Below are 24,701 nucleotides of genomic sequence, written 5' to 3'. Positions count from 1 at the left end.
AAGGACTTGAGGAGATTTAGGATGCAAGATGAAAGTGTTTATGGATTAGTCTATAAGGCTATTCGTGAGGAGAGAGGATTTACACAGAAGGAAGCTGCTGGTACAACGGTGACTCCTCACTTTTTACGTCAGTTTGAACAAGGGAAATCTCGAATAACCATTCAAAAATTTGAAGAGATTCTGTCTAATATTGGAATTGATAAGGAGACCTTTGATAGTCTCAAAACGCAAATGTTCCCAACTGAATTTCATAAATTACAGGCTCAGGTTGCTGATTTAGCCTATAAGCGTGAATTTAAAAAGATCCTTAGCTTGATTAATCAACCCTTGGAAAATCCTGGAATAGCTGAACACTATGTGATTGCCAATCGTGTAGTCAATAAATTTGCTATCGCAAACATCATCGGCGATTCTTTTCTGACTCCAAAAGATTATCAAGAACTAGAATATATCAAGAACTATCTGAGTGAATTGGACGATTGGAATAAAATTGAGGTCAATATCTTTTCATCTATCCTTCCTCACTTTTCAATCGAATTTTTAGATTACAGGCTCTACCACTTATTAGATACTCTAAAAAAACAGACTGAATACCATTCAATCCGTACCGCTGACTACTATATTGCCTGCTTAAGAACTGCTATCAAGCATTACTCTGTCAATGGCTACTATGATAAGGCTGAGAATTTAGCGGTGAAGACTCTGGAAGTGATTAATACTTTCCCTCTACTGAGTACCAAGATGACAGAAATGATTAATCTTTCCATGGAACGGGCTAATAATTTTCTCCGACAAGATGATGTCAGAGGTCTAGAACTTGCTAAACACATTTTTGCTAGTCTCGATAACTTTGAAAAAATTTATCCAAATCAACTTTTGACACGAATGAGAGAGGACTTCTTTGCAACTGTCACACAACTCAATCACACTGGGCAACCTTTAGATGTCTAGGCTAGAAATAAAAAAAGCTTGAGGAATCATCTATATTCCTCAGGCTTTTCTTATCCTTTAAAAATCACAATAGTTGCACCACTACCTCCAGCATTTTGTGGGGCATAGCCGAAACTCTTGACATGTTTGTTTCTTTGTAGGTATTTAGTGACACCTTCACGGATGACTCCTGTTCCGATACCATGGATGATATCAACTTGCGCCATATTGTTAAGCAGGGCTTGGTCGATAAAGGCATCTAACTCATTCATGGCTTCTTCATAACGTTTGCCTCGAAGATCCAGTCTGGCTTGAGGTCCTCGCCCAGAAGTTCGTTTCACAACATTGACCTGTTTCTTCTTGACTTGCTTTTCTTGCTGAGCCTGAACGAGGTCAAATTCTTTTTCTTCCAAGGTCATCTTGATTAAACCGACTTGGGCTTCCCAGCGGCCATCTTTGAGTTGACTGGTCAAGGTACCACGCTGTCCATAACTGAGAACCACGATATCATCTCCCACATTTGGAGCCCGTTTTTTCTTGGCCTTTTGAAGGACCTTGTTTTTGGACAAATCCACTTTTTCAGGAGCCAATTTTTTCAGCTTGGCCTTGGCTTCAATGATTTCATGAGGTTTGAGTTGCGATTTACTGTGAAGATTTTTAAGAATCTGGTCACTCTCACTTAGGGCCATGTCCACAATCTCAGCAGCCTGTTCACGCGCCTTATTAAGCTCGATTTCCTTTTCACGATTAAGCTCGTTGTAAAGTTTTTTGAGAGCACGGTTCATCTTGAGATTTTCTTGCTCCACCTCACGGATATTGTCCAAGCGTTTACGGCTTTCCAGCGTCTGCTCTTCCAGTTGCTCAATAATCCGATTGACATCATTATCTTGATCGACCTGCTGACTGGCATCCCCTACGATAACTTCAGATAGTCCTAAACGTTTAGCAATTTCAAAAGCATTGCTTCGGCCAGGAACACCCTGCATAAAGCGATAGGTCGGGCGAAGAGTTGCAGTATCAAACTCCATGCTGGCATTTTGCACAAAGGCTGTCTCAATACCGTAGGCCTTTAGTTCCGGATAGTGGGTCGTCGCCATAGTCTTGACTTGACGCAGGCGAAGGTCCTCCAGAATAGCCATGGCAAGGGCGGCTCCCTCTTGGGGATCTGTACCAGCCCCCAACTCATCCAAGAGTAAGAGTGAATGCTGGTTGACCTTGCCAAGAATATCCACGATATTGGTCATGTGGCTAGAGAAGGTAGACAAGCTCTGCTCAATAGACTGCTCATCTCCAATATCAGCAAAAATTTCTTCAAAAATACCCACACGACTTCCCTTGTCTGCTAAAATCGGCAAACCAGACTGGGCCATAACCTGCGTCAATCCCAGAGTTTTAAGCATGATGGTCTTCCCACCAGTATTGGGACCTGTAATGACAATAGCTGTTAAATCTTGGCCAAAATGGACATCATTTGCGACGGCATTTTTGACCAAAGGATGGCAGACATGGAGCAGTTGAATCTCTTGATTTTCTGATAGCTGAGGCACGACTGCTTGCTTCTCTTGGATAAAACGAACTTTGGCACGAATCAAGTCCAGATGACCGATAATCCAAGCATCGTTGGCAATCTCAGCCGCATGAGGGCGGACACGCTCAGAAATTTCTTGGAGAATGCGAAGCATTTCATAGCGCTCATCTGCTCGCAAACTAGCAATCTCTTCACTCAGTTTGACCACCTCACGGGGTTCGATATAGACGGTGTTTCCACTAGCAGAAATATCATGAACAACACCTGCAATCTTATTGCGATAGGTATTCTTGACTGGTAAAACCTGACGGCCATTTCTACTGGCAACAATCCCTTCTGTCAACATCTGCCCTTTTTGCTTGAGCAAATCTTGCAAGACATCGCGGACCTGACTCTCGCTATCATGGATTTTTCGACGGATGCGCGCCAATTCTTCACTGGCGAAATTTTCAATGAAACCTGCATCATTAAAGGCCTGTAAGTTTCCTTGTAATTGCGGAAAATCATGTAATTTCTCAAACCAGAGGGCTAATTCTTCCAAATTGATATTTTCCAGATTGACATAAAAACTTTGCAGTTCTCGGCTAGAAAGAAGCACGCGCTTCAAGAGGAGGAACTCCTCGATATTGAGGTCTGCTCCCATCTCCAAACGCTTGCAGACTCCTGCAATTTCCTTGGTTGCGAGAATGGTAAAATGCGGTTGCTCGACAAAAAGAGCCTGCATTTCCTTCATCTCAGCAAAAGCCTGTTTGATTTTATCTGCCTTAGCAGTTGGAGCCAGCTGTCTCAATTGCTCCAAGCCCTGCTCGGTCAACAAATGAGGTTCAAACAAGGCCTTGACCTTATTGAACTCTAATGTTTCTAATATTTTCTTGTTCATCTTTATTTCCTTGTCTTTGAATGTCTAGATGTGGTATACTCAATGAAAATCAAAGAGCAAACTAGGAAGCTAGCCGCAGGTTGCTCAAAATACTGTTTTGAGGTTGCAGATGGAAGCTGACGTGGTTTGAAAAGATTTTCGAAGAGTATTAGCTTTTTACATTCTGATAGATTCTAGTCAATCTGTAAACAAAGGGCTAGGAAAATTCCTGCCCTTTTTATCCGATTAAATTTGTCACCCAGATTTGTTTGAGCCAACTGGTTGTTACTGGTATGCTCTGGATGATATGTTTTGCGACGATACTCTTTTCAAGAGGATTTTGTATAGCTGCCATGGGAATGGTTGCTAGTATGGTCAAGGCCATTTGCAAGACAAATAAGGTCACCAACATAGACAAGATACCCGCTGAAACTTGGAACAACTTGCCACCCAGTTTTTTACTAGGAAGTAAGTGTAAGAGGAGACCAAGCAAACGACCGATGCTATAGACAATCCCAAATACCAACAAGTAGCCGATACCTGCGTAAAAGACCTTATCCAACTGAAAGAGTTGATCCGATGGGAAGAAGAAAGTCCCCTGACCTTCCTGCGGGTTTGCATAAGGGAGTAATAAATGGAATTGCTCTCCCAGTCCCTTGTAAAACTGGCCAGCCATAAAAGCCGATGCCATAGCTGAAATCAGGTAATAGACCTGCAAGAGCAGGCCTCTCCGATAGCCGATATAAAATCCCCAAGCCAAGACCAATAGAAGAAGGAGTGAAATCATAAGGAATCCTCAATCTTGCTCTGCTCTTGCTTGCAAGTCACAAGCTTGTGACGGAGTTCTTCTAGCTCTTGCTCCTTATCGTCAAATTCAATCTCACGACTGAGTTGAGTTGACAAACAGTTGACTGCCAACAAAAGAGCGATTGTTTCATCATCTGCACTAGGCATTTGTTCTTTAATTGCTTGGTATTTTTCTGTCGCAACCTTAGCGATTTCCTCCATAAAGAGGTTATCGTGTTCGGTTGTCAAGGTTAATGATTTTTTTCCGAATGTAAATTTGAATCGATTTAGATTTGCCATAAAATTCACCTCACGATATTATACCAAAATTCGCTAACTTTGTCAGTTTTTACAAATTTGCCTGCTTTTATGGTACAATAGAAACTATGGCAAGTATAACACTCACACCAAGCGAAAAGGAGATTCAGACTTTTCTTGAACACTATCAAACCAGTCTGGCTCCCAGTAAAAACCCCTATATTCGCTACTTTTTGAGACTACCTCAAGCAACGGTTTCTATCTATACTTCTGGCAAGGTCTTGCTTCAGGGTGAAGGGGCTGAGAAATACGCCAGTTTCTTTGGCTATCAGCTTGCAGAGGAAATCAGCGGACAAAATCTTCCTTTGATTGGGACAGATGAAGTTGGAAATGGTTCCTACTTTGGTGGACTTGCAGTTGTGGCTTCTTTTGTCACACCTGACCAGCACGACTTCTTACGAAAACTCGGTGTGGGGGATTCTAAGACTCTGACCGACCAAAAGATTCATCAGATCGCTCCTATTCTCAAGGAAAAAATCCAGCACCAGGCACTGCTTCTCTCACCAAGCAAGTACAACGAGGTCATCGGAGATCGCTACAATGCGGTTTCGGTTAAGGTGGCCCTTCATAATCAGGCTATCTATCTCCTCCTTCAAAAAGGTCTTCAGCCTAAGAAAATTGTAATTGATGCCTTTACCAGTGCTAAAAATTATGACAAATACTTGGCACAAGAGGCCAATCGTTTCAACAATCCTATCAGCTTAGAAGAAAAGGCTGAGGGCAAATACTTGGCTGTCGCAGTTTCTTCTATCATTGCGCGTGATCTCTTTCTGGAAAATCTTGAAAATCTGGGACGAGAACTGGGCTATCAGCTTCCAAGTGGAGCTGGAACGGCTTCTGATAAGGTGGCTAGCCAGATTTTACAAGCCTATGGTATGCAGGGACTCAATTTCTGCGCCAAACTGCACTTTAAAAATACTGAAAAAGCGAAAAAACGCTTAGAAAGGTAAGTTATGAATTCATTTAAAAATTTCCTAAAAGAGTGGGGATTATTCCTCCTGATTCTGTCATTACTAGCTTTAAGCCGTATCTTTTTTTGGAGTAATGTCCGCGTAGAAGGTCATTCTATGGACCCTACCCTAGCGGATGGCGAAATCCTCTTTGTTGTCAAACACCTCCCTATTGACCGTTTTGATATCGTAGTGGCCCATGAGGAAGATGGCAATAAGGACATTGTCAAACGTGTTATCGGAATGCCTGGCGACACCATCCGTTACGAAAACGATAAACTTTACATCAATGACAAAGAGACGGACGAGCCTTACCTAGCTGACTACATCAAACGCTTCAAGGATGACAAACTCCAAAGCACCTACTCAGGCAAGGGATTTGAAGGAAATAAAGGAACTTTCTTTAGAAGTATCGCTCAAAAAGCCCAAGCCTTCACAGTTGATGTCAACTACAATACCAACTTTAGCTTTACAGTTCCAGAAGGAGAATACCTCCTCCTCGGAGACGACCGCTTGGTTTCGAGCGACAGCCGCCACGTAGGTACCTTCAAAGCAAAAGATATCACAGGGGAAGCTAAATTCCGCTTCTGGCCAATCACCCGTATCGGAACATTTTAAGAAACCTAAGAGGCCGAGAATCAGCAATCTCAGCCTCTTCTTCTATCGTGAGAAGATGATTATTCACTACCCAGTTTGATTAAGATAGAAACAAAGTTATACTCAATGAAAATCAAAGAGCAAACTAGGAAGCTAGCCGCAGGTTGCTCAAAACAGTGTTTTGAGGTTGCAGATGGAAGCTGACGTAGTTTGAAGAGATTTTCGAAGAGTATTAACTCTCACCTATTTATGCAAAGGAATCTTATGGAAGTTTATTTTTCAGGAACCATTGAACGGATTATTTTTGAAAATCCCAGCAATTTTTATCGCATTCTCCTCCTAGAAATCGAAGATACGGACGCAGAGGATTTTGATGATTTTGAAATCATTGTCACCGGCACCATGGCTGACGTGATTGAGGGAGAAGACTATACCTTTTGGGGACAGATTGTCCAGCACTCCAAGTATGGGGAACAACTGCAAATCAGCCGATATGAACGCGCAAAACCAACTAGCAAGGGCTTGGTCAAGTACTTTTCAAGTAGCCATTTCAAAGGAATTGGTCTCAAGACTGCTCAGAAAATCGTGGACACCTATGGAGACAATACCATTGACGAAATTCTGCAACACCCAGAAAAGCTAGAAGGTATCTCAGGGCTCTCTGCCAAAAATCGCGAGGCTTTCGTCTCCACCCTCCGTCTCAACTACGGAACCGAGATGGTTTTGGCCAAACTTGCCAACTACGGCATTCCCAATAAACTAGCCTTTCAGATTCAAGACTTTTACAAGGAAGAAACCCTTGATGTGGTTGAAAATTATCCCTACCAGCTGGTTGAGGATATCAAGGGCTTGGGCTTTACCATTGCTGACCAATTAGCGGAAGAACTAGGTATCGAAAGTCAGGCTCCTGAACGCTTCCGAGCAGGACTAGTTCATAGTCTTTTTCAGGCCTGTATGGAAACAGGGGACACCTATGTTGAAGCACGGGATTTGTTAGAACAAACCCTTACTCTCCTTGAATCTTCTCGTCCCGTGGAACTGGACCCCAGCCAAGTAGCCCAAGAACTCTCCTACCTGATTGAAGAAGACAAGGTTCAGCAGATTGATACCAAAATTTTTGACAACAGCCTCTTTTTCGCCGAGGAAGGCATCCGCAGTCACTTGGTTCGTATCCTTGAAAAAGGAAAACAGAAGAGTCATGATTTAGAAACTATTCAAAAGCATATCACTACTGTCGAGCAAGAACTGGGAATTGAGTATGATAGCATTCAAAAACAGGCTATCTGTGATGCTATCCAGAACAAGGTCTTTATCCTGACAGGTGGGCCTGGTACTGGTAAGACAACGGTTATCAATGGTATCATCGCTGTTTATGCCCTTTTAGAAGGACTTGACCTCAGGAAAAAAAGCAACCTACCTATTCTTCTTGCCGCTCCAACTGGTCGAGCAGCTCGACGCATGAACGAATTGACAGGCTTGCCTAGCGCGACCATACACCGCCACTTAGGAATGACAGGGGACGATGATACCAGTCATCTGGAAGATTATCTAGATGCTGACTTTATCATCGTGGATGAATTTTCCATGGTGGATACTTGGCTGGCCAATCAACTCTTCTCCAACATCTCTTCTAACAGTAAAATACTCATCGTGGGCGACAGCGACCAGTTGCCTTCTGTCAGTCCTGGACAGGTTCTAGCGGATCTCCTTCATATTCCCTTGATTCCTCAGACTCGATTGGAAAAAATTTATCGGCAAAGCGAAGAATCAACCATCGTTACCCTAGCTAGTCAGATTCGACAGGGCATCTTGCCAGCTGATTTCACCCAGAAAAAAGCAGACCGTTCCTACTTTGAAATCGCTAGTGGTCATATTCCTGCTACTATTGAAAAGATTTTAGGCGCTGCCCTTAGAAGTGGTATTCCTGCACGTGACATTCAGGTTCTGGCTCCCATGTACCGAGGGACTGCAGGGATTGATGCCATCAACCAGCTCATGCAAGACCTCCTTAACCCACCACAAAAAGACCAACTCAGTTTTGAAGCTCCCCAGTGCCACTATCGTAAGGGCGACAAGGTCATTCATTTGGTCAACGATGCTGAAATCAATGTCTTTAATGGGGATCTAGGAGCCATCACAGACCTGATTCCCGGTAAATATACCGAGTCAAAACAAGACGAAATTGTCATTGATTTTGATGGCAATGAGGTCTCTTACCCACGTAACGAATGGTACAAGATTCGCCTAGCCTATGCCATGAGTATCCATAAATCACAGGGAAGTGAGTTCCCTGTTGTCATCCTACCTATCACCAGTGCTAGCAGGCGTATGCTGGAGCGGAATCTCATCTACACAGCCATTACACGCGCCAAAAGCAAACTCATCTTACTAGGTGAATTACAGGCCTTCGACTATGCTACCCAGCACATCGGAACTGCCAGAAAAACCTATCTAATTGAACGCTTCAATGATCTAATTGAAAATGTTGAAGAAAAGCAACAAGCTGTCTCTGAAACTGCCACATCAAGCGACTCTGAACAATCCTACATCCTAACCGAAGAAAACTGGGACAGTATCCCAGCCATGATTGGGATTACAGACGCAGATCTCAAAGAGATTTTTGGAAAATAGTGCATCAGAAAACCCACCTAGTCAGGTGGGATTTTTGTTTATTAAGATTATTTTACTGTTGCTGTGCTTGTAATCAATTCAACAGCTTTTTTGATTGTGATATCGTGTTTCAACATATCAGCTGAAAGCAAGCTTTGTACTTGTGCCACTTCCATGTTGTAATCTGCTGCCAATTGCTCGATTTCTTTTTGGATTTCTTCTTCTGATGCGTCAAATCCTTCAGCTTTGGCAACTGCTTCGATAACAAGGTTAGTCTTAGTACGTGACTCAGCTTCTCCCTCGTATTGTTTGTGAAGGTCTTCTTGAGTAGTTCCAGTGATTTGGAAGTACATGTCAGGGTTGATACCTTGACGTTGCAAGTTTCCAAGGAATTCGTTTACTGAACGGTGAACTTCTTCGTGGATCATTTCTTCTGGAAGTTCTACGATTTCAGCGTTTTCTACAGCTTTATCAATTGCTGCACCTTCAACTGCGTCTTTGTAAGCTTCTTCTTTAGCAACAGCCAATTCGTTGCGGTATTTTTCTTTCAATTCAGCAAGTGTTTCAACTTCTTCGTCGATGTCTTTTGCAAGTTCATCGTCAAGAGCTGGAACTTCTTTCGCTTTTACTTCGTGGATAGTTGTCACGAATTTAGCTTCTTTACCTGCAAGATCTTCTGCTTGGTAGTCTTCTGGGAATGTTACAACTACATCAACAGTTTCACCAGCTGAGTGACCTACCAATTGGTCTTCGAAACCAGGGATGAATTGACCTGAACCAAGTCCAAGTGAGAAGTTTTCACCTTTTCCACCATCAAATTCAACACCATCGATAGAACCAACGAAGTCGATGACAACAGTGTCTCCGTTTTCAGCAGCAGCTTCTTTGATAACCAATTCAGCCAAGTTGTTGCGTTCGCGTTCAATACGCTCTTCAACGTCAGCGTCAGTTACTTCTTTTTCTACATCTACTGATACTTCAAGGTTTTTGTAGTCACCCAATTTTACTTCAGGTTTTGTAACAACTTCAGCAGTGATAACCCAGTCTTGACCTTTTTCCATTGAAGTTACGTCAATTTTTGGTTGAGCAACGACTTCAAGGCCAGCTTCTTTTACAGCCGCTTCATAAGCGTTTGGCAAAAGAGCGTTCATAACGTCTTGGTAAAGTGACTCTTCCCCAAATTTTTTGTCGAAGATAGGGCGTGGAAGGTGACCTTTACGGAAACCTGGAACATTAAGAGATTTCTTCACTGAGTTGAAGACACGATCCAATTCTGGTTTGATTTGGTCTTGAGAGATAGTGAAAGTCAAGACACCACGGTTTGTTTCTTTGTTTTCAAATGATACAGACATTCTGTCATTTCTCCTTAAAATTTTTTAAATACAGTCTATTATAACATAAATGGACGACTTTTTTCAAGTAACGAATGCGCTTTTCAATGATAGGGGAGGTACGGTTTCTTCTTAGTTTTCTTTAGGTTTCGAATATAATCTTATAAAAGATGTTTAATAATGGCTGATTACAGTAAAAAACGAATCGCCCACACATCCCTCATTAGGCGATTCGTTTTGTATTATTTAACCACAAGAACCTTGTAATATTCATACTTATTTGGCTGTGTAATCTTAATTTTTTGACCATAGAAACCATCGATTTCTTTGTCAAAATAATCTGAAAATCCTGATGGCAAGCGTTTCATCTTAAGAACTTCTCCAGATTGGTCTGCATATACAAGGAAATGATAGTGGGTTGTAGACATACCATCATCGATCAATACAAAGTAACCTGTTTTGAGCTTACCTTGTTCATTATCTAAATAGTATAGTTTATTATTATTGATTGTGAAGTCAGTAGATGGAAGTCTAAGTCGTACACCTGGGTCTTCTAGATAAAAATCATTGCCAACTTTTTTGATTTCTGATCTAGTTGTCATCTCTGGAAGTGGTAATACTCTACGACCATCTGCTCCAAAGTAATATCGACCTGGTAGATTTTGGAAATTACGAATGACAACTTTAGAATCAATTTCTTGTCCTTCTTCTTTATTATCTACTAAAGCTAAGATTGTATTTGAAACTTCATCCCCATATTTGTCGGAAAACTTCTTGATTTCAGGCTTGATATACCAAGTGTTTTTTTCAATAATAACATCGTCACCTTTAGCATTTAGCAAATATTCTTGCCCATCTCCAAGTTTGACAATATCATGAATATTGTATCCAGCATCTTTTCTATTTGCTAGATAGCCATCCTTACCAATAACATAACTTTCTCCATCGCTGGCTGGAACAGCTCTGTCTGCGACCATAGCACCTGATTTTTCAAAGTAAGACCATTTACCACTTGCAGTCGCCCATCCTGTTGCCATAGCGCCACTGCCTTTGAGGTAATACCATGTAGCCCCTTCTTTGTACCAACCTGTACGCATGGCGCCACTATCTGCTAGGGAGTACCATGTGCCATCTTCCTTGTACCAGCCAGTACGCATAGCGCCACTATCTGCTAGGGAATACCATGTATTTCCGTCTTTGAGCCAGCCTGTCTGCATTTTACCAGCGCTATCGAAGTGATACCAAGAGCCAGCATTTTGCACCCATTTATTTTTGGCAATACTGCCATCTTGTGAAAGATTCCAGTCAGCACCATTTTTAACCCAAGTATCTGCAGCCTGTGCTTGGTTGATAGACAATAGTAGACCAGCACCTGCAAGTAAACCAAGAGTGAGTAGTTTAGATTTTTTCATAGTTATTTCCTCTTTTATTGAATAGCTATAAGAAGACTTCCCTCTTTATTTAGCTATATTCTAATACTTTTCATAGCCAAAACCAATAATATTATGAAAAACTAGACAATATTACCAATATCTACGGATTGTATTTTGATCCATTCCGTATTGATTCATATAAGAAACATCTTGACCTCTATCTGGAGCATGAACTACCTTGCCACCACCAACATAAATACCCACATGTTGATTTGAACCTTGGTCGCCATTGTACAATATTAAATCTCCAGGAAGTTGTGAGCCACTATATATAAATTGCCCTCCTTCAGCTTGTTCTTCAGTTGTTCTCCCAATATAAATATCAAACTTAGCATGAATAGCCATCGTAAATCCTGAGCAATCTACGCCACTATCCAAATCTGCCCCACCCCAAACATAGGGGATTTTACCTACAAAGGTTTCTGCATATTCAGCTACAGCTTCTCCTTTATTTTCAACTAGAGCTCCACTTGTCCTAAAGAAATAAGGGGTGCCTCCAACTCGATTATAACCAGTTAACATAGCACCATCATTTGAAAGATAGTACCAATTACCATCTGGGTTAATCCACTCATTTGATTTCATCCAACCTTGATCATCAAAATAATACCATTTCTCATCTAACAATTCCCAATGTTTAGCATACCCACCTGAACTATATTTGAACCACCAGCGACCATCTGTTTGCATCCAAGTTCCTTTATCATCTCTATTTTGATTAAATGCTATTTTTTCTTGATTACCTTCTACTTGAGTTAATTCTCTGGGAGAAAATCCTACCAACTTAACTTGTTCTGCATCTTCAACCTTAATTTTACCTTCTTTAACAAGTTGATCAATTGCTTCTTTCTCGCTTGTATACTGTGAAGTTGTTTGTGATGTAGTCACTTTAGTGGTAGACGTTGTAGTTTCTGCACTAACTACATAAGTAGTTGATAACAAAGCTCCTGAAGTAAGTAATAAAGCTGCATAAGTAATATATTTTTTCATGACAAAAATCCTTTCTTTTAAGTTAATGTTTATTGGAACTACTAACAAAGTTAATATTATAAATAACTTCTAATAATGGTTAAGAGTACAACAATTCTATGTATTTTTTATGTGACATTACTTTGATTTAGATTACGGAAACATCATCTCATCCTTTTTCTTGTTTAATTTCCTAAAAACCAAGTTAAAAAAGATATAAAAATTGGTAAAACGTAAGTAAAATTAGTAATCCTTTTCATAGTCTTTAACACCTTCTTTCCACCATCATTGCCCACCCCACATCTTTATGATATACTAAATATAAACATTTTCTTAAAACTTCTACTTTTGGAACATTTTTGGAGGCAAAAATATGCGGTGGGATATTGGTTCAGTTTATAAATACATTCGTAAATCAAAAGGGATTACACAAAATGAGGTCTGTGGTGACTACATTACTCATTCTAACTTATCGAAGTTTGAAAATAATCATTCTACTCCTAGGTATGACACTATGGAGTTGTTGTTGAGGCAAATTGATATGTGTTTCGATGAATTTCATTATATTTGTCAACATTACCAAATGGATTCTCGTAAGAAATTATTTTCAGAATATTATCAAGTCATTTCTTCACCTAATCTAGAAGAAATGAAGGCACTGCTATCAAAATGTCAAATTTATCTAGATGAAGTACAAAATGATATCCCAATAGAACATGCTGTGAAAGAACTAACCATTTTTATAGAAGTGATTGAAAATCAGTTTTCCGATAAAGCTCAAGCCTTGGCTGAGGAGTTATGGAAAGAATTGGAAAAAAGAGATCAGTGGTTCCTCTCAGATTTACGATTGCTAGTGATGATTATTTTCCATTTCCCTATTGATTCACTAGAAATGCTACGTCAAAGACTTGTAAAATCTCTAAATAAATACACAGATTATCGTCCAATTCAAAGTATTCATTACTCCATTCTAGCCAATATGACACGAATGTACCTTGAAGCAGGGAAGAAAAATGCCTGTCTATGCTTAATTCAAGAATGTCTTGATTTATCAAAAAAAATGAAACGATACGATTTATTGGGTGTAGCTCAAGTACGTCTGGGAATCGTTACTGAGGAACATGCTATGATTAATAAAGGACTATCCTTACTCGAATCAACAGATGAAAGTCGATTACTAGAGGAAATGAAAAAAGAAGTTCGTGATTATTATCAAGTAGATTTTTTTGAAATAGAGACCAAACAATAACTATTACATTATGAATAAAAGCGAACATGACTTCCTAGAAAACGAAGCTGTTCGCTTTTTTTATTTTACTATGTCAGATAGTTTATTTCACAACAGAAACATTTCCTGTTGAACCGTCATATCGAACAGTTTCTCCATAAAAACCGGGAATTCCTTTTTCAATATGATCACGGAAATCATTAGGCAAAACTTTCATCTTCACGATTTCACCAGATTCATCTGCATAGCCCAAAATATGGTGATCTTTAGATAATAATCCGTCCATAAACATTGTAAAATATCCAGTTACAAGCTTACCATTATGATCATTGGCAGCTCTTAGATAAAGTTTATTGTCATTAATTGTAAATCCAGATGATTCTAGACTAATAACTGGACTTGAATTTCTAAGATAAAGTTCAGATCCAACTTTTTGAATAGGGAAGTGAGTAGTGAATTCTGGTAGATTCGCAACCTTACGTCCATCTGCTCCAAAGTAATACTTATTTGGTAAGTTTTGGAAATTCTTTATGACAGCTTTAGGATCAATTTCTTCCCCTGGTTTTTTATTATCAGTAATTGCATCTAAAGTATTTCGTTTTATATCGCCAATCTTTTGATAAGAAAAACGTTCAACAATAGGTTTGATATACCAGGCATTCTTTTCGATAACAACTCCATCTTTCTTATGAACAAGGTGATAGTCATAACCATCAGACAAAGTAACGATATCTGTAATAACTGTATCATCAAAAGGATCTTGTTCAACTTCACTTGGAAGTCTGGTTAACATATAACCATCCTTACCAATAACGTAACTTTCCCCATCACTGGCTGGAACAGCTCTGTCTGCGACCATAGCACCTGATTTTTCAAAGTAAGACCATTTACCATTTGCAGTCGCCCATCCTGTTGCCATAGCGCCACTGCCTTTTAGGTAGTACCAAGTAGATCCTTCTTTGTACCAACCAGTACGCATAGCGCCACTATTTGCGAGTGAATACCATGTATTTCCTTCCTTGTACCAGCCAGTACGCATGGCGCCACTATCTGCTAGGGAATACCATGTATTCCCATCTTTGAGCCAGCCTGTCTGCATTTTACCAGAACCGTCAAAATGGTACCAAGAACCTGCGTTTTGTACCCATTTGTTTTTAGCGAGACTGCCATCTTGTGAAAGATTCCAGTCAGCACCATTTTTAACCCAAGTATCTGCAGCTTGTGCTTGATTGATAGACAAAAGTAGACCAGCACCTGCAAGCAAACCAAGTGTAAGTAGTTTAGATTTTTTCATAGCCGTTTCCTCCACGAATTGAAACTGTGAGATAGAGTTAGTTTAACCATATTTTTTTATAGCATACTTAAAGAGATGAAACAAAGACCTTAACGCTCTAGTGATCTTGTTTTGATAATTTACGGAGACATGATTTTAACCTCCTTTTGGATTTTTTATACTATATAATATATTAAACTGACTATTTCTGATTCCATTCTACTCCCCTATAAAATGAATGTCAACAAATAACATAAAATATTGTGAAAAAAATATTTTATTGTGCTAGAGGTACTTGCTCGCTTCTTTGATACTAAATTAAGTCATTTCTCCAACATTATTTTATATAACTACTAAAACTCCTCATGCCCCACCAAGTGATGCTGAAAGGCATAGACTGCAGCCTGGGTACGATCGCTGACCTCAAGTTTGGCAAGAATGTTGGACACGTGGGTCTTGACCGTCTTGAGAGAGATAAAAAGTTCATCTGCGATACGCTGATTTTCGTAGCCCTTGGCGATGAGTTGGAGAACATCTCGCTCACGCGCAGTCAGGTCCTCATGAAGTTCCATATGATTTCGGTGGTATTCAACCTTCTTGCTGACCTCTTGCTCAATGGCCAACTCGCCAGCAGCCACCTTACGGACAGCATGGAGCAATTCATCTGCACTAGAAGTCTTGAGCATATAGCCCCTAGCACCAGCATTCAAGACCGGCATGATCTTTTCATTGTCCAAGTAAGATGTGACTATTAATATTTTGGCTTCAGGCCATTCTTTGAGGAGGGCCAAGGTCGCATCAATCCCATTCATCTCAGGCATGACGATATCCATGACAATAACATCTGGACGCAATTCCAAGGCCAAGTCAATGCCTTGAGACCCGTTTGCCGCCTCGCCCACAACTTCTACATCGTCTTGGAGGTCAAAGTAGCTTCTCAAGCCCAATCGAACCATTTCATGGTCATCTACTAGTAAAATTCTCATCTTTACTCCTTTATGATTCCTTATCTAGCAAGGGAATACGGATATCAACTGCCAGACCTTGCTTAGGAGCTGTCAATAACTGAACCGTCCCTGCCATATCTTCGACCCGCTCCTTTATGTTTCGCAGTCCATAACTCAAGTCGTCTAAACTCCCCAACTGGAAACCAATCCCATTGTCCACCACCTTCAGCTGCAATTCAAGATCCGTCTGATAGAGATAGACATCCAGACAAGATGCCTGGGCATGACGGAGGGTATTGCTGATTAACTCTTGCAGGATACGGAAGACATGCTCCTCGATTTTCTTAGGTAATTTCATCACATTTTGCTTAAGACTAACCTTGAGATCACTCTTGTCCTCAAGCTCTTTTAGGAGAATTTGAATCCCTTCTATCAAGCTCTTTTGTTCCAATTCAACTGGTCGCAAATGCAGGAGCAAGACCCGCAAATCCTTCTGGGCAGTTTCTAAAATAGCTGTGACACTCTGCAACTGGGTCTGCATCTTTTCTCTATCCAGTCTCAAAGCCTGCTGACTGATACCTGACAAAATCATGTGGGCCGCAAACAACTCCTGACTGACGGTATCGTGCAAATCCCGAGCAATCCGCTTTCGTTCTTTCTCGATGATTTCCTCTTCCTGAGTAAGACTGCGATTTTCAGCTTTTTGAAGAGCCTCTGTCAAGAGGTTAAGTTTCCCTGACAAGGACTTGAAACTGGCATCCAAATCTGGATCAGAAACCTGAACCACTTCTTTCCCTGCCAACAAACGCTTGAGATTGGCCTGCATTTTTCCTAAAGAAAGCTCTTCGACACCTCGCCAAAACAGGACTAAGAGACAGGTCATGGACATGCTGAATACCAACAACAAAAAGACAAATTTTTCTGTTTTTTTGACATCGTGCAGGAAAATAGACCAGTCAAAATCAAGAATTTCCAGCAAGCTGTGGGAGAGAAATAAGACAAATAGGAAGGAGGTGAGGGCAATGATTACATAAGCTTGTTTTTTCATCCTCTGACCACCTCAACATCCCCAATCATAGTGGTCAAGAGAATCTTGACACTCTTGTTACTCTTGAGATAGTCTCTTGTTTCTTGATGATAGTGTTCATTGCGGAGGGCTCGCTTAGGCTGATTGAAAAAAGTCAAATCCCCATAGAGACAGTTAACGCTGAGACTGACTTCCACATCTACAGGTACAATGATTTTAGTGGTTCCTACCATCTTTCTGAGGATAATGACATTGTCATGATTGATTAAGATGACCCTCTCCAGATGAATAGTGTCCTTGCCCATGAGGCGAAAGAGATTGATATCATCAAACTGGCAAGTCTGGTAGCTTGAAAAATGATGGAGATTGCCAAACCAACGATTTTTCTCCTTCTTAACCGTTACCACCTCTTCAAAAACCAAATTGGTCTGCTCTTTTTCCTGGTTCATCATCGGATAAAGAAGAAAGAGGCTGTATATAACCCCAACAAAAATAGCTAGAATCACAAAGGGATTGAGCATGACGATGAAAAAGAAGAGAATGCTTGCCACTACTAAAAGAAGATTATTTCCCTCTTTACCAGTGTAATAGCGAATCAAAAGCAAAAAGAGGAATAAAATCAGCAGAAAACGCGAAAAATGCTCTGATACCATCAAAATCAGAGCTCCTGTCAGAAGACAGGCTTCGATAAATAAAAAGATTTTAAATTTTCTCATAGGTTCATCCTCTCCCTTCTATTTTATCACAATTCAAAAAAGTCACCTCGGTCTGAAGATGGAAAAAAGGCGATGGTTACGCCTTTTTCATCTGATCCTTTGCTTCTTTTAATTTTCCATATAGAAGATAGTCTACTTTTTGCAGATCTGCTATGGTGGCACAATTAAGGGCACACATGATGAGTCGTAAATCATCTTTCCAGCCTTGGACAATGCCAATCACTTCTTCTACTGAATAGGTTTCAACCAACTCTAGAACGGTTCGTGACAACCCCACAGCCTTGGCACCAAAAACTAAACACTTAATCATATCCAGCGGATTGCGAACGCCACCACTGACCAAGAGTTCAACCTTGTCTTTCCAGTCTTGGGCATTGAGAAGGGCTTGCATGGTGGACTGGCCCCATTGATTGAGGTAATCACGTTGACCACTGCGGCGGTTTTCAATATAGGCAAAACTGGTGCCACCACGACCTGACAGGTCAAAGGTTCGAACACCCAGTTCATAGGCTCTTTCGATGGTCTTGGCATCCATTCCAAAGCCAACTTCCTTGAGAATAATAGGAACGGGGATTTGCTTGCTATAGTCTACTAGATGCGATTGCCAGCTTCTGAACCTTCTTTCTCCCTCGGGCATGAGCAACTCCTGCATAACATTGACATGCACCTGCAGGAGAAGAGGATCCATCTCTTCTACAGTCCGAAGTCCCAACTCAACAGGCTTGTCTAATCCAATATTGGTTCCAAGAAGGAGATTTGGATGACTAGCCTTAACAGAAAAAGAGTCATCTGCTGGATCCTTGAGGGCTGCGCTATAAGAGCCCGTTACAAATAAAATACCACAGGCTTCCGCCACCTGAGCCAGCTTTTGATTGATTTCTCTTCCCTTATCGCTTCCACCCGTCATAGCATTGATATAAAAAGGAAAATCCCATTTTCGACCAGCAAACTCTGTCGACAGATCGATTTCATCCAGGTCGTAAAGAGGCAAGGAAGAATGAATCAACTCCACCTCATCAAAGCTATTATAGGAACTTTTCTGCTCAAGGGCATAGCGGATATGCTCGTCCTTACGATTTGTCGTCATGTCCTATCCTTTCTTGGTATAAGAGCTCAATCCCCAGATCGGCCCATCGGTTTTTTAGGGTTTCAGTTGATTGCTCATCAAAACTCAAGGCAATACCACAATCACCACCACCAGCGCCGCTACTCTTAGCAACAGCTTGCAAATCTTGACTGCTTTCTTTCAACTGTCTCAGCGAAGGCGTGTAAATATCTGCGCTCAAGCCTTCTAAGAGCTTGCTGGCTCTTTCTACCTGCTCGATAATTTTTTCGGCTTTTCCTTGCTCCAAGGCTTCTACCAAACAAGTCACCATTTCTTTTGAGGAACTTAAAAAATTCTGATTTATATTCTGATTGATTTGCTTGACCATATCACTAGACACAGCTACTTCCTTGGTCCATCCCACTAAGAAATCACATTCTAAAGTTGGTTTCACTTGCGAAATTGAAAAGCCCCAATCACGCTCCAAAACAGTCACTAAGTTTTCTTCTTGCAACCAAGCAGCCACCTGCTGACGATCAAATGACTGGTAGAAAACCAAATCCTCTGCCACAATACAGGCAATGTCCCCCATAGAACCATTGTCTCCGCGCTTGAGCAAGACAGCACTGGCCAGCTTGAACAAGAGATCCTGATCAAACGAAAGATTATACAGAGCCAGCAAAGCCTTGATAACCAAGACAACGACACTACCGCTAGAACCTAGACCAAACTTTTTCCCTTCCCGTTCCATTTTTCCTCGGATTTCCAAAGAAAAAGGTCGCAAGGTCTGCCCACGATAAGCGAGAAAACCTTCCACTAAAGCAATCGTTTCTTGAATCAAGCTATAGTCAGAATTTAGCGTCAAATCTACTGCGTAATCAAACATATCCGAATAAATACGGTAACTATCAGAAAAAGCAATCTCGCCCTTCATATAGATGGGAATGGCCTTTATCAAGGCCAACTGTCCGGGCTCTAAAATAGCATACTCACCTGCCCAATAGAGTTTTCCACAAGTTTTAACAGCAATCATCTTGGCTCAAATCCTTTGTTTTTGACACAATCAAGCGATAACGTTGACCGAAGATTTCTGATAAATGCTCCAAGTCTTTCTCTTGACAGAGGACCTTAACATTGGGACCAGCATCCATGGTAAAGTAGCAGGCTTCTCCTTGCTCACGAAGCTGGCGGACAAAGTCCATGGCTTCATAAGAAGCATCCGTCAGATAAGAAAAGGCTGGTGATGCTGTTTTTGTCGTAGCATGCATAGACAGGGCATTCTCCTCCGTTAACTCCCCAACCTTGGCAAAGTCATTTTCCTTGAGATAAACCAGCATATCCTGATAATCCTTCTCAGACTGACGTACCCAGTCATCAAAAGTCGTCGAAGTTTCCACACAGAGTTTCATCCCGTCACGGCTAGAGATTGTTTTTTTCTTGTCTTCTAGGACCAACATCATCATAGCTAGTTTCAAATCTGTCTCTACAGGGTAAATTTCTCCGCTATCCTTGTCCCAGGCACCTAATGGTCCATAAAAACTCCGAGAGGAAGATCCTGAGGCAAACTTCGCTTCCTGCGCTAACTGACTTCTATCCAATCCAAGCTGAAAATAAGCATTACAAGCCTTGATCAAGGCAGACAAACCGCTAGAACTTGATGATAAGCCCGCTGCAGTAGGCATATTATTTTGAGTGTCAATACGAACAAAGCCCTTACCATCTGGACGGTAACGGTCAATAATCTTACTCACCTTGGCATGCTCAGCCTCACTCTGGAACTGACCATTGATATAAAATTTATCAGACCTTGCATGGGCTGGTAAAGGTGACAAAGTCGTCTCTGTGTACATATTTTCCAAAGTCAGAGAGATGCTGCTAGTAGCAGGTATCATCTCTTTTTCTTTTTTCTTTCCCCAATATTTGATAATAGCAATATTTGCGTAGGAACGTACTGTTACATGCTCTCTATCCATGTCTGAACAGCTCCTTTCTCTTCTAATCTTTCTGCTAGTTCTTGAGCTTGTGTCAAATCTGCTGCCAAGGCTATGATACAGCCTCCTAGCCCACCACCGCTCATCTTGGCCCCCAGAGCACCATGGATAAGAGCCGTTTCAACCAAAGAGTCTGCCTCAGGGCTACTGACACCAATTTCTTTTAAATGTAAATGCGCTTGACTGAGGGTTTGTCCCAGCCCTTCAGCATCTTTTTGTGAAATCGCAACTTCTGCCTGCTGGGTCAATTCTCCCAAGGCATGCAAAAACGGTAGGGCATCCTTGCCCTTGCTTTGAACCACTTGGATGGCTTCACGAGTATGGCCATAAACACCCGTATCGGCAATCACCAAATAGGCGGATAAGTTCATCTCAAGCTCTGTAAATCCTACTTTCTTGATAAAGCGAATAGGTTGGTCACTGAGACAGGTCTTGGCATCCAAACCACTTGGTTTCATATGGGCAATCATCTCCGCCCGATTGACCAAGATTTCTAGTACATGATGAGGCAGGTCGGCTTGATAGTAATCAAAAACCGCACGAATGGCCGCTATGCTGATAGCAGCTGACGAACCCATTCCCCGTTTTTCAGGGATAGCCGAGTCAATCTCACAGCGAATGCAGGCTTCTGTGATATCTAAATACTCCAGCGAAGCATAAACTGCCATGGACAAGGTATCTTCCTCATAGAGGCGCCAAGGACTCGCTGCAGGAACTACCTTACAAGTCACCTCCACCTCTAAGAGAGGCAGGGAAATGGCAGGATAACCGTAAACGACCGCATGCTCCCCTATTAAAATTATCTTACTATGTGCCTGACCGACACCAATTTTTTTTGTCATTTTTTCCTTTTGCTAGACGAAAAAGCCGTCTCATTTTTTCATACAAGTATTTATTCTCTCCTATCTATTTTATTATATTTTCACAAAAAAAGCGATTGTTTCCTTCACAATCGCCTCTTTCATTATTGAACCCATTCGCCATTATAGTTGACGTAGTAGCCATCTACAGTGGTATTCACTGCCAAAGCACCTGAGCTGTAAGCATAGTACCATTTGCCATTGACCTGGAACCAGCCTGTCTTCATATCGCCATTTTGAGCATCTAAATAATACCAAGTCGAGCCTTCTTGATACCAGCCAGTTGTCATAGCTCCTGATGAACGGAGGTAGTACCACTTGTTACCAAGATATTGCCAGCCTGTTTGCATGATACCAGTTTCTGGATCTAGATAGTACCAAGCTGAACCATCATTTATCCAACCTGCACGTCTCTCACCACCAATATAGTTTTCTCCATTAATTTCCGTTTTAGCTAGATAATACCAATTAGACTGGTCATAAAGCCAACCTGTCTCTAAAGAATGATTTTGATTAAAGTAATAGTTCGTGTAAAAACTCTTCTCTTCTTTATCTTCCGGATTTGTACGTTTTTCCCCATACTTTCTTCCAACACTGTCTTTAGTTTTAACCTCTAATGCTTTCCAACCAACAAACTCTTGTAGCACTCCATTTTTGTCAAAGTAGTACCATTCTGGCATTGGGGAACCTTCTAATCTTATACCATTAGGGTAAGGACCAATTGTATATCCTTTAACTGGCATTGGAATGTATTGCCAACCAACAACCATTTCACCATTATAATCAAAATAATAGGTCTTGCCATCAATCACTCGCCAGTCCGTTTCTTTGATGTCACCCTTCTTGTAGTAGGTTCTACCATTTTCTTGTACAAATTGCCAACCTTCTGAATCAGCATCATCCGCCAATACTGCACTTGTTGCTAGCAAACCGAAGAAAAAGACTGCTAATGCGATTTGCATCAATTTTTTTATTGTTTTCATTAGACGTATCCTCCTGCAAGAATTATAGTAAAAATTAAATTGTATGTCAATATGACGGCTTTAAAATCATATAATAACGAAACATATTAAAAATTGAAACAGTAGTAGTACACTTTGGCTTTGAAAATATTTTTAGAAATTATAGTATATTGAAACTACAATAGTATACCATGACTCCTAAAATATATCATATTGAATCTAGAATACTACATTGTGCATACTAAAATATTCCTAGAAATTAATTTGAATTTTCTAATCTATTTCTTCACATCTTATTTCACTCCACTATATTATGACGATTATGACGCGCTTACAGTCAGCCTTCAACTTCCTGAAATGCAAAAATCTCCTAGCAGATTTTCCTGCTAGGAGATTTTCTTATGAGAGGTACTTATTTAAGCTTTGAAAATCGGACTTATCATCTGATAATTATCAAATAATCTACCAATTAAGCTTCTTCGTCTTCTTTACGACGACGGCCTGCAAGACCAAGACCAAGTAATGCACTTGCGGCTGCTGCTACCATAGCTACAGTAGAATCTGCTGTACCAGTATTTGGCAACTCTTTCGCTCCTGCTTTCTTAGCTGGTGTTGCTGCATTTGAGCCTTGTTCAGCAGATGTAACTGCCTTACCAGCTGGTGCCACTCCATGTGAACCTTGTTCAGCAGATGTAACTGCTTTATCAGCTGAGATTACAGCTGTTGTACCATCTGGGAAGGTTACTGTTGTGGTACCATCTTTACCTACTTTAACATCTGTTGCTGTTGGGTTTGACTTCTTAACTGCTTCTGCTACCTTGGCTTTTTCTGCATCAGTCAAGTTGCTTGGATCTACAACTGGTGTTACTGATGGATCTTTAACACCATCTGCATCCTTAGACTTATCATCTGCTTTATTAGCTGGGATTACTGCTGTTGTGCCATCTTTACCTACTTTAACATCTGTTGCTGTTGGATTTGATTTCTTAACTGCCTTATCTGCTGGGATTACTGCTGTTGTGCCATCTGGGTAAGTGACAGTTGTTGTGCCATCTTTGCCAACTTTAACATCTGTTACTGTTGGGTTTGATTTCTTAACTGCTTCTGCTACCTTAGCTTTTTCTGCTTCAGTCAAGTTGCTTGGATCTACAACTGGTGTTACCGCTGGATCCTTAACTGCGTTATCTGATGATTTCTTAACTGTATCACCTGATGGGATAACGGCTGTGCTACCATCTGGGAAGGTGACTGTGGTTGTGCCATCTTTGCCAACCTTAACATCTGTTACTGTTGGGTTTGATTTCTTAACTGCTTCTGCTACCTTAGCTTTGTCTGCTTCAGTCAAGTTGCTTGGATCTACAACTGGTGTTACCGCTGGATCCTTAACTGCGTTATCTGATGATTTCTTAACTGTATCACCTGATGGAATAACGGCTGTGCTGCCATCTGGGAAGGTTACCGTTGTTGTGCCATCTTTGCCAACCTTAACATCTGTTACTGTTGGGTTAGATTTCTTAACTTCATCTGCTACCTTAGCTTTGTCTGCTTCAGTCAAGTTGCTTGGATCTACAACTGGTGTTACCGCTGGATCCTTAACTGCATTATCTGATGATTTCTTAACTGTATCACCTGATGGAATAACGGCTGTGCTGCCATCTGGGAAGGTTACGGTTGTTGTACCATCTTTGCCAACCTTAACATCTGTTACTGTTGGGTTTGATTTCTTAACTTCGTCTGCTACCTTAGCTTTGTCTGCTTCAGTCAAGTTGCTTGGATCTACAACTGGTGTTACCGCTGGATCCTTAACTGCGTTATCTGATGATTTCTTAACTGTATCACCTGATGGGATAACGGCTGTTGTACCATCTGGGAAGGTTACCGTTGTTGTGCCATCTTTGCCAACCTTAACATCTGTTACTGTTGGGTTTGATTTCTTAACTGCTTCTGCTACCTTAGCTTTGTCTGCTTCAGTCAAGTTGCTTGGATCTACAACTGGTGTTACCGCTGGATCCTTAACTGCGTTATCTGATGATTTCTTAACTGTATCACCTGATGGGATAACGGCTGTTGTACCATCTGGGAAGGTTACCGTTGTTGTGCCATCTTTGCCAACCTTAACATCTGTTACTGTTGGGTTTGATTTCTTAACTTCGTCTGCTACCTTAGCTTTTTCTGCTTCAGTCAAGTTGCTTGGATCTACAACTGGTGTTACCGCTGGATCCTTAACTGCATTATCTTTTGTTGCTGTAGCTGGAACACTTGGTTCTGATACATTGCCTGCTGGATCTGTTGCTTTCGCTGTTACGTCTCCTGCTGGAAGCTCTTTCGTTGGTGTGATTGT

General features: G+C 41.0%; 21 protein-coding genes. 5 read left to right on the top strand and 16 right to left on the bottom strand.

Translation table 11 applies throughout. The features are described from left to right. The first annotated feature begins 21 nt into the window (after positions 1 to 21). On the top strand, positions 22 to 951 hold the full coding sequence (locus tag CJ239_RS02255) for a helix-turn-helix transcriptional regulator (protein ID WP_102210394.1): 930 nt from the start codon (positions 22 to 24) through the stop codon (positions 949 to 951). Positions 952 to 1,001: 50 nt separating this feature from the next. On the opposite strand, the gene CJ239_RS02250 is transcribed toward CJ239_RS02255, so the two are convergent. From CJ239_RS02250 to zapA, 3 genes are all read right to left on the bottom strand, one after another. Beyond that, positions 1,002 to 3,338: an endonuclease MutS2 gene (locus CJ239_RS02250; protein WP_102210393.1), complete on the bottom strand. Its 2,337-nt coding sequence runs from the start codon at positions 3,336 to 3,338 to the stop codon at positions 1,002 to 1,004. 217 nt (positions 3,339 to 3,555) lie between these two features. Further along, positions 3,556 to 4,104 carry a CvpA family protein gene (locus CJ239_RS02245; protein ID WP_000624511.1) on the bottom strand — a complete coding sequence of 183 codons (549 nt, stop codon included), beginning with the start codon at positions 4,102 to 4,104 and terminating at the stop codon, positions 3,556 to 3,558. After that, positions 4,101 to 4,403 carry a cell division protein ZapA gene (gene zapA / locus CJ239_RS02240; protein ID WP_000002022.1) on the bottom strand — a complete coding sequence of 101 codons (303 nt, stop codon included), beginning with the start codon at positions 4,401 to 4,403 and terminating at the stop codon, positions 4,101 to 4,103. The genes CJ239_RS02245 and zapA overlap by 4 nt, the downstream gene beginning before the upstream one ends. An 86-nt stretch (positions 4,404 to 4,489) precedes the next feature. On the opposite strand from zapA, the gene rnhC reads away from it, so the two are divergent. The 3 genes from rnhC (at position 4,490) to CJ239_RS02225 (ending at position 8,599) form a co-directional block, all read left to right on the top strand. Beyond that, positions 4,490 to 5,371 carry a ribonuclease HIII gene (gene rnhC, locus CJ239_RS02235; RefSeq protein WP_102210392.1) on the top strand — a complete coding sequence of 294 codons (882 nt, stop codon included), beginning with the start codon at positions 4,490 to 4,492 and terminating at the stop codon, positions 5,369 to 5,371. A 3-nt stretch (positions 5,372 to 5,374) separates the two neighbouring features. Further along, positions 5,375 to 5,989: a signal peptidase I gene (gene lepB, locus CJ239_RS02230; RefSeq protein WP_001083986.1), complete on the top strand. Its 615-nt coding sequence runs from the start codon at positions 5,375 to 5,377 to the stop codon at positions 5,987 to 5,989. Between the two features lie 243 nt (positions 5,990 to 6,232). After that, positions 6,233 to 8,599 (top strand): ATP-dependent RecD-like DNA helicase, encoded by a 2,367-nt coding sequence (locus tag CJ239_RS02225; RefSeq protein WP_102210391.1) that lies wholly within the window; start codon positions 6,233 to 6,235, stop codon positions 8,597 to 8,599. A gap of 47 nt (positions 8,600 to 8,646) precedes the next feature. Here the strand turns inward: CJ239_RS02225 and tig are convergent, their stop codons facing one another. The 3 genes from tig to CJ239_RS02210 form a co-directional block, all read right to left on the bottom strand. Beyond that, positions 8,647 to 9,930: a trigger factor gene (gene tig, locus CJ239_RS02220; protein ID WP_102210390.1), complete on the bottom strand. Its 1,284-nt coding sequence runs from the start codon at positions 9,928 to 9,930 to the stop codon at positions 8,647 to 8,649. Between the two features lie 221 nt (positions 9,931 to 10,151). Further along, positions 10,152 to 11,321, bottom strand: a complete 1,170-nt coding sequence (locus CJ239_RS02215; RefSeq protein WP_102210389.1) for an N-acetylmuramoyl-L-alanine amidase family protein — start codon at positions 11,319 to 11,321, stop codon at positions 10,152 to 10,154. 111 nt (positions 11,322 to 11,432) lie between these two features. Next, on the bottom strand, positions 11,433 to 12,332 hold the full coding sequence (locus tag CJ239_RS02210) for a C40 family peptidase (protein WP_102210388.1): 900 nt from the start codon (positions 12,330 to 12,332) through the stop codon (positions 11,433 to 11,435). Positions 12,333 to 12,684: 352 nt separating this feature from the next. Between CJ239_RS02210 and CJ239_RS02205 the strand changes: the two genes are divergently transcribed. Then, the gene (locus tag CJ239_RS02205) at positions 12,685 to 13,560 is read left to right on the top strand and encodes a helix-turn-helix domain-containing protein (RefSeq protein ID WP_102210387.1); all 876 of its coding nucleotides are present in this window, start codon (positions 12,685 to 12,687) and stop codon (positions 13,558 to 13,560) included. An 82-nt stretch (positions 13,561 to 13,642) separates the two neighbouring features. Here the strand turns inward: CJ239_RS02205 and CJ239_RS02200 are convergent, their stop codons facing one another. From CJ239_RS02200 to CJ239_RS02155, 10 genes are all read right to left on the bottom strand, one after another. Then, positions 13,643 to 14,833: an N-acetylmuramoyl-L-alanine amidase family protein gene (locus CJ239_RS02200; protein WP_102210386.1), complete on the bottom strand. Its 1,191-nt coding sequence runs from the start codon at positions 14,831 to 14,833 to the stop codon at positions 13,643 to 13,645. 332 nt (positions 14,834 to 15,165) lie between these two features. After that, positions 15,166 to 15,798 (bottom strand): response regulator transcription factor, encoded by a 633-nt coding sequence (locus CJ239_RS02195; RefSeq protein ID WP_102210385.1) that lies wholly within the window; start codon positions 15,796 to 15,798, stop codon positions 15,166 to 15,168. Positions 15,799 to 15,808: 10 nt separating this feature from the next. Continuing rightward, positions 15,809 to 16,807 (bottom strand): sensor histidine kinase, encoded by a 999-nt coding sequence (locus CJ239_RS02190; RefSeq protein WP_102210384.1) that lies wholly within the window; start codon positions 16,805 to 16,807, stop codon positions 15,809 to 15,811. After that, positions 16,804 to 17,502, bottom strand: a complete 699-nt coding sequence (gene liaF, locus CJ239_RS02185; RefSeq protein WP_102210383.1) for a cell wall-active antibiotics response protein LiaF — start codon at positions 17,500 to 17,502, stop codon at positions 16,804 to 16,806. The genes CJ239_RS02190 and liaF overlap by 4 nt, the downstream gene beginning before the upstream one ends. 76 nt (positions 17,503 to 17,578) lie before the next feature. Beyond that, positions 17,579 to 18,589: a type 2 isopentenyl-diphosphate Delta-isomerase gene (gene fni, locus CJ239_RS02180; protein WP_102210382.1), complete on the bottom strand. Its 1,011-nt coding sequence runs from the start codon at positions 18,587 to 18,589 to the stop codon at positions 17,579 to 17,581. Next, complete coding sequence (locus tag CJ239_RS02175) at positions 18,573 to 19,580, bottom strand: phosphomevalonate kinase (RefSeq protein ID WP_102210381.1); 1,008 nt, start codon at positions 19,578 to 19,580, stop codon at positions 18,573 to 18,575. Before CJ239_RS02175 ends, fni begins: the two co-directional genes overlap by 17 nt. Next, entirely contained in the window at positions 19,567 to 20,520 is a 954-nt protein-coding gene (gene mvaD / locus CJ239_RS02170) for a diphosphomevalonate decarboxylase (protein WP_102210380.1), read from the bottom strand. Before mvaD ends, CJ239_RS02175 begins: the two co-directional genes overlap by 14 nt. Further along, positions 20,502 to 21,380: a mevalonate kinase gene (gene mvk / locus CJ239_RS02165; RefSeq protein ID WP_102210379.1), complete on the bottom strand. Its 879-nt coding sequence runs from the start codon at positions 21,378 to 21,380 to the stop codon at positions 20,502 to 20,504. Before mvk ends, mvaD begins: the two co-directional genes overlap by 19 nt. A gap of 122 nt (positions 21,381 to 21,502) precedes the next feature. After that, positions 21,503 to 22,381, bottom strand: a complete 879-nt coding sequence (locus CJ239_RS02160; RefSeq protein ID WP_102210378.1) for a choline-binding protein CbpJ — start codon at positions 22,379 to 22,381, stop codon at positions 21,503 to 21,505. Positions 22,382 to 22,829: 448 nt separating this feature from the next. Continuing rightward, the coding region (locus CJ239_RS02155) for an LPXTG cell wall anchor domain-containing protein (RefSeq protein ID WP_142366988.1) at positions 22,830 to 24,701 on the bottom strand (1,872 nt) is incomplete at its 5' end.

This window comes from Streptococcus sp. UMB0029 (assembly GCF_002871495.1).
Classification (GTDB): Bacteria; Bacillota; Bacilli; order Lactobacillales; family Streptococcaceae; genus Streptococcus.
This window is presented reverse-complemented; position numbering and strand designations above follow the sequence as displayed.

What these genes read in the sequence shown, in the direction of transcription:
- mvk (WP_102210379.1), bottom strand. Translation starts at nt 21,380, where the DNA reads ATGACAAAAAAAATTGGTGTCGGTCAGGCACATAGTAAGATAATTTTA.
- fni (WP_102210382.1), bottom strand. Translation starts at nt 18,589, where the DNA reads ATGACGACAAATCGTAAGGACGAGCATATCCGCTATGCCCTTGAGCAG.
- CJ239_RS02250 (WP_102210393.1), bottom strand. Translation starts at nt 3,338, where the DNA reads ATGAACAAGAAAATATTAGAAACATTAGAGTTCAATAAGGTCAAGGCC.
- CJ239_RS02160 (WP_102210378.1), bottom strand. Translation starts at nt 22,381, where the DNA reads ATGAAAACAATAAAAAAATTGATGCAAATCGCATTAGCAGTCTTTTTC.
- CJ239_RS02210 (WP_102210388.1), bottom strand. Translation starts at nt 12,332, where the DNA reads ATGAAAAAATATATTACTTATGCAGCTTTATTACTTACTTCAGGAGCT.
- CJ239_RS02190 (WP_102210384.1), bottom strand. Translation starts at nt 16,807, where the DNA reads ATGAAAAAACAAGCTTATGTAATCATTGCCCTCACCTCCTTCCTATTT.
- mvaD (WP_102210380.1), bottom strand. Translation starts at nt 20,520, where the DNA reads ATGGATAGAGAGCATGTAACAGTACGTTCCTACGCAAATATTGCTATT.
- CJ239_RS02200 (WP_102210386.1), bottom strand. Translation starts at nt 14,833, where the DNA reads ATGAAAAAATCTAAACTACTTACACTTGGTTTGCTTGCAGGTGCTGGT.
- tig (WP_102210390.1), bottom strand. Translation starts at nt 9,930, where the DNA reads ATGTCTGTATCATTTGAAAACAAAGAAACAAACCGTGGTGTCTTGACT.
- CJ239_RS02195 (WP_102210385.1), bottom strand. Translation starts at nt 15,798, where the DNA reads ATGAGAATTTTACTAGTAGATGACCATGAAATGGTTCGATTGGGCTTG.
- CJ239_RS02225 (WP_102210391.1), top strand. Translation starts at nt 6,233, where the DNA reads ATGGAAGTTTATTTTTCAGGAACCATTGAACGGATTATTTTTGAAAAT.
- CJ239_RS02175 (WP_102210381.1), bottom strand. Translation starts at nt 19,580, where the DNA reads ATGATTGCTGTTAAAACTTGTGGAAAACTCTATTGGGCAGGTGAGTAT.
- zapA (WP_000002022.1), bottom strand. Translation starts at nt 4,403, where the DNA reads ATGGCAAATCTAAATCGATTCAAATTTACATTCGGAAAAAAATCATTA.
- CJ239_RS02245 (WP_000624511.1), bottom strand. Translation starts at nt 4,104, where the DNA reads ATGATTTCACTCCTTCTTCTATTGGTCTTGGCTTGGGGATTTTATATC.
- CJ239_RS02215 (WP_102210389.1), bottom strand. Translation starts at nt 11,321, where the DNA reads ATGAAAAAATCTAAACTACTCACTCTTGGTTTACTTGCAGGTGCTGGT.
- rnhC (WP_102210392.1), top strand. Translation starts at nt 4,490, where the DNA reads ATGGCAAGTATAACACTCACACCAAGCGAAAAGGAGATTCAGACTTTT.
- CJ239_RS02205 (WP_102210387.1), top strand. Translation starts at nt 12,685, where the DNA reads ATGCGGTGGGATATTGGTTCAGTTTATAAATACATTCGTAAATCAAAA.
- CJ239_RS02255 (WP_102210394.1), top strand. Translation starts at nt 22, where the DNA reads ATGCAAGATGAAAGTGTTTATGGATTAGTCTATAAGGCTATTCGTGAG.
- liaF (WP_102210383.1), bottom strand. Translation starts at nt 17,502, where the DNA reads ATGAGAAAATTTAAAATCTTTTTATTTATCGAAGCCTGTCTTCTGACA.
- lepB (WP_001083986.1), top strand. Translation starts at nt 5,375, where the DNA reads ATGAATTCATTTAAAAATTTCCTAAAAGAGTGGGGATTATTCCTCCTG.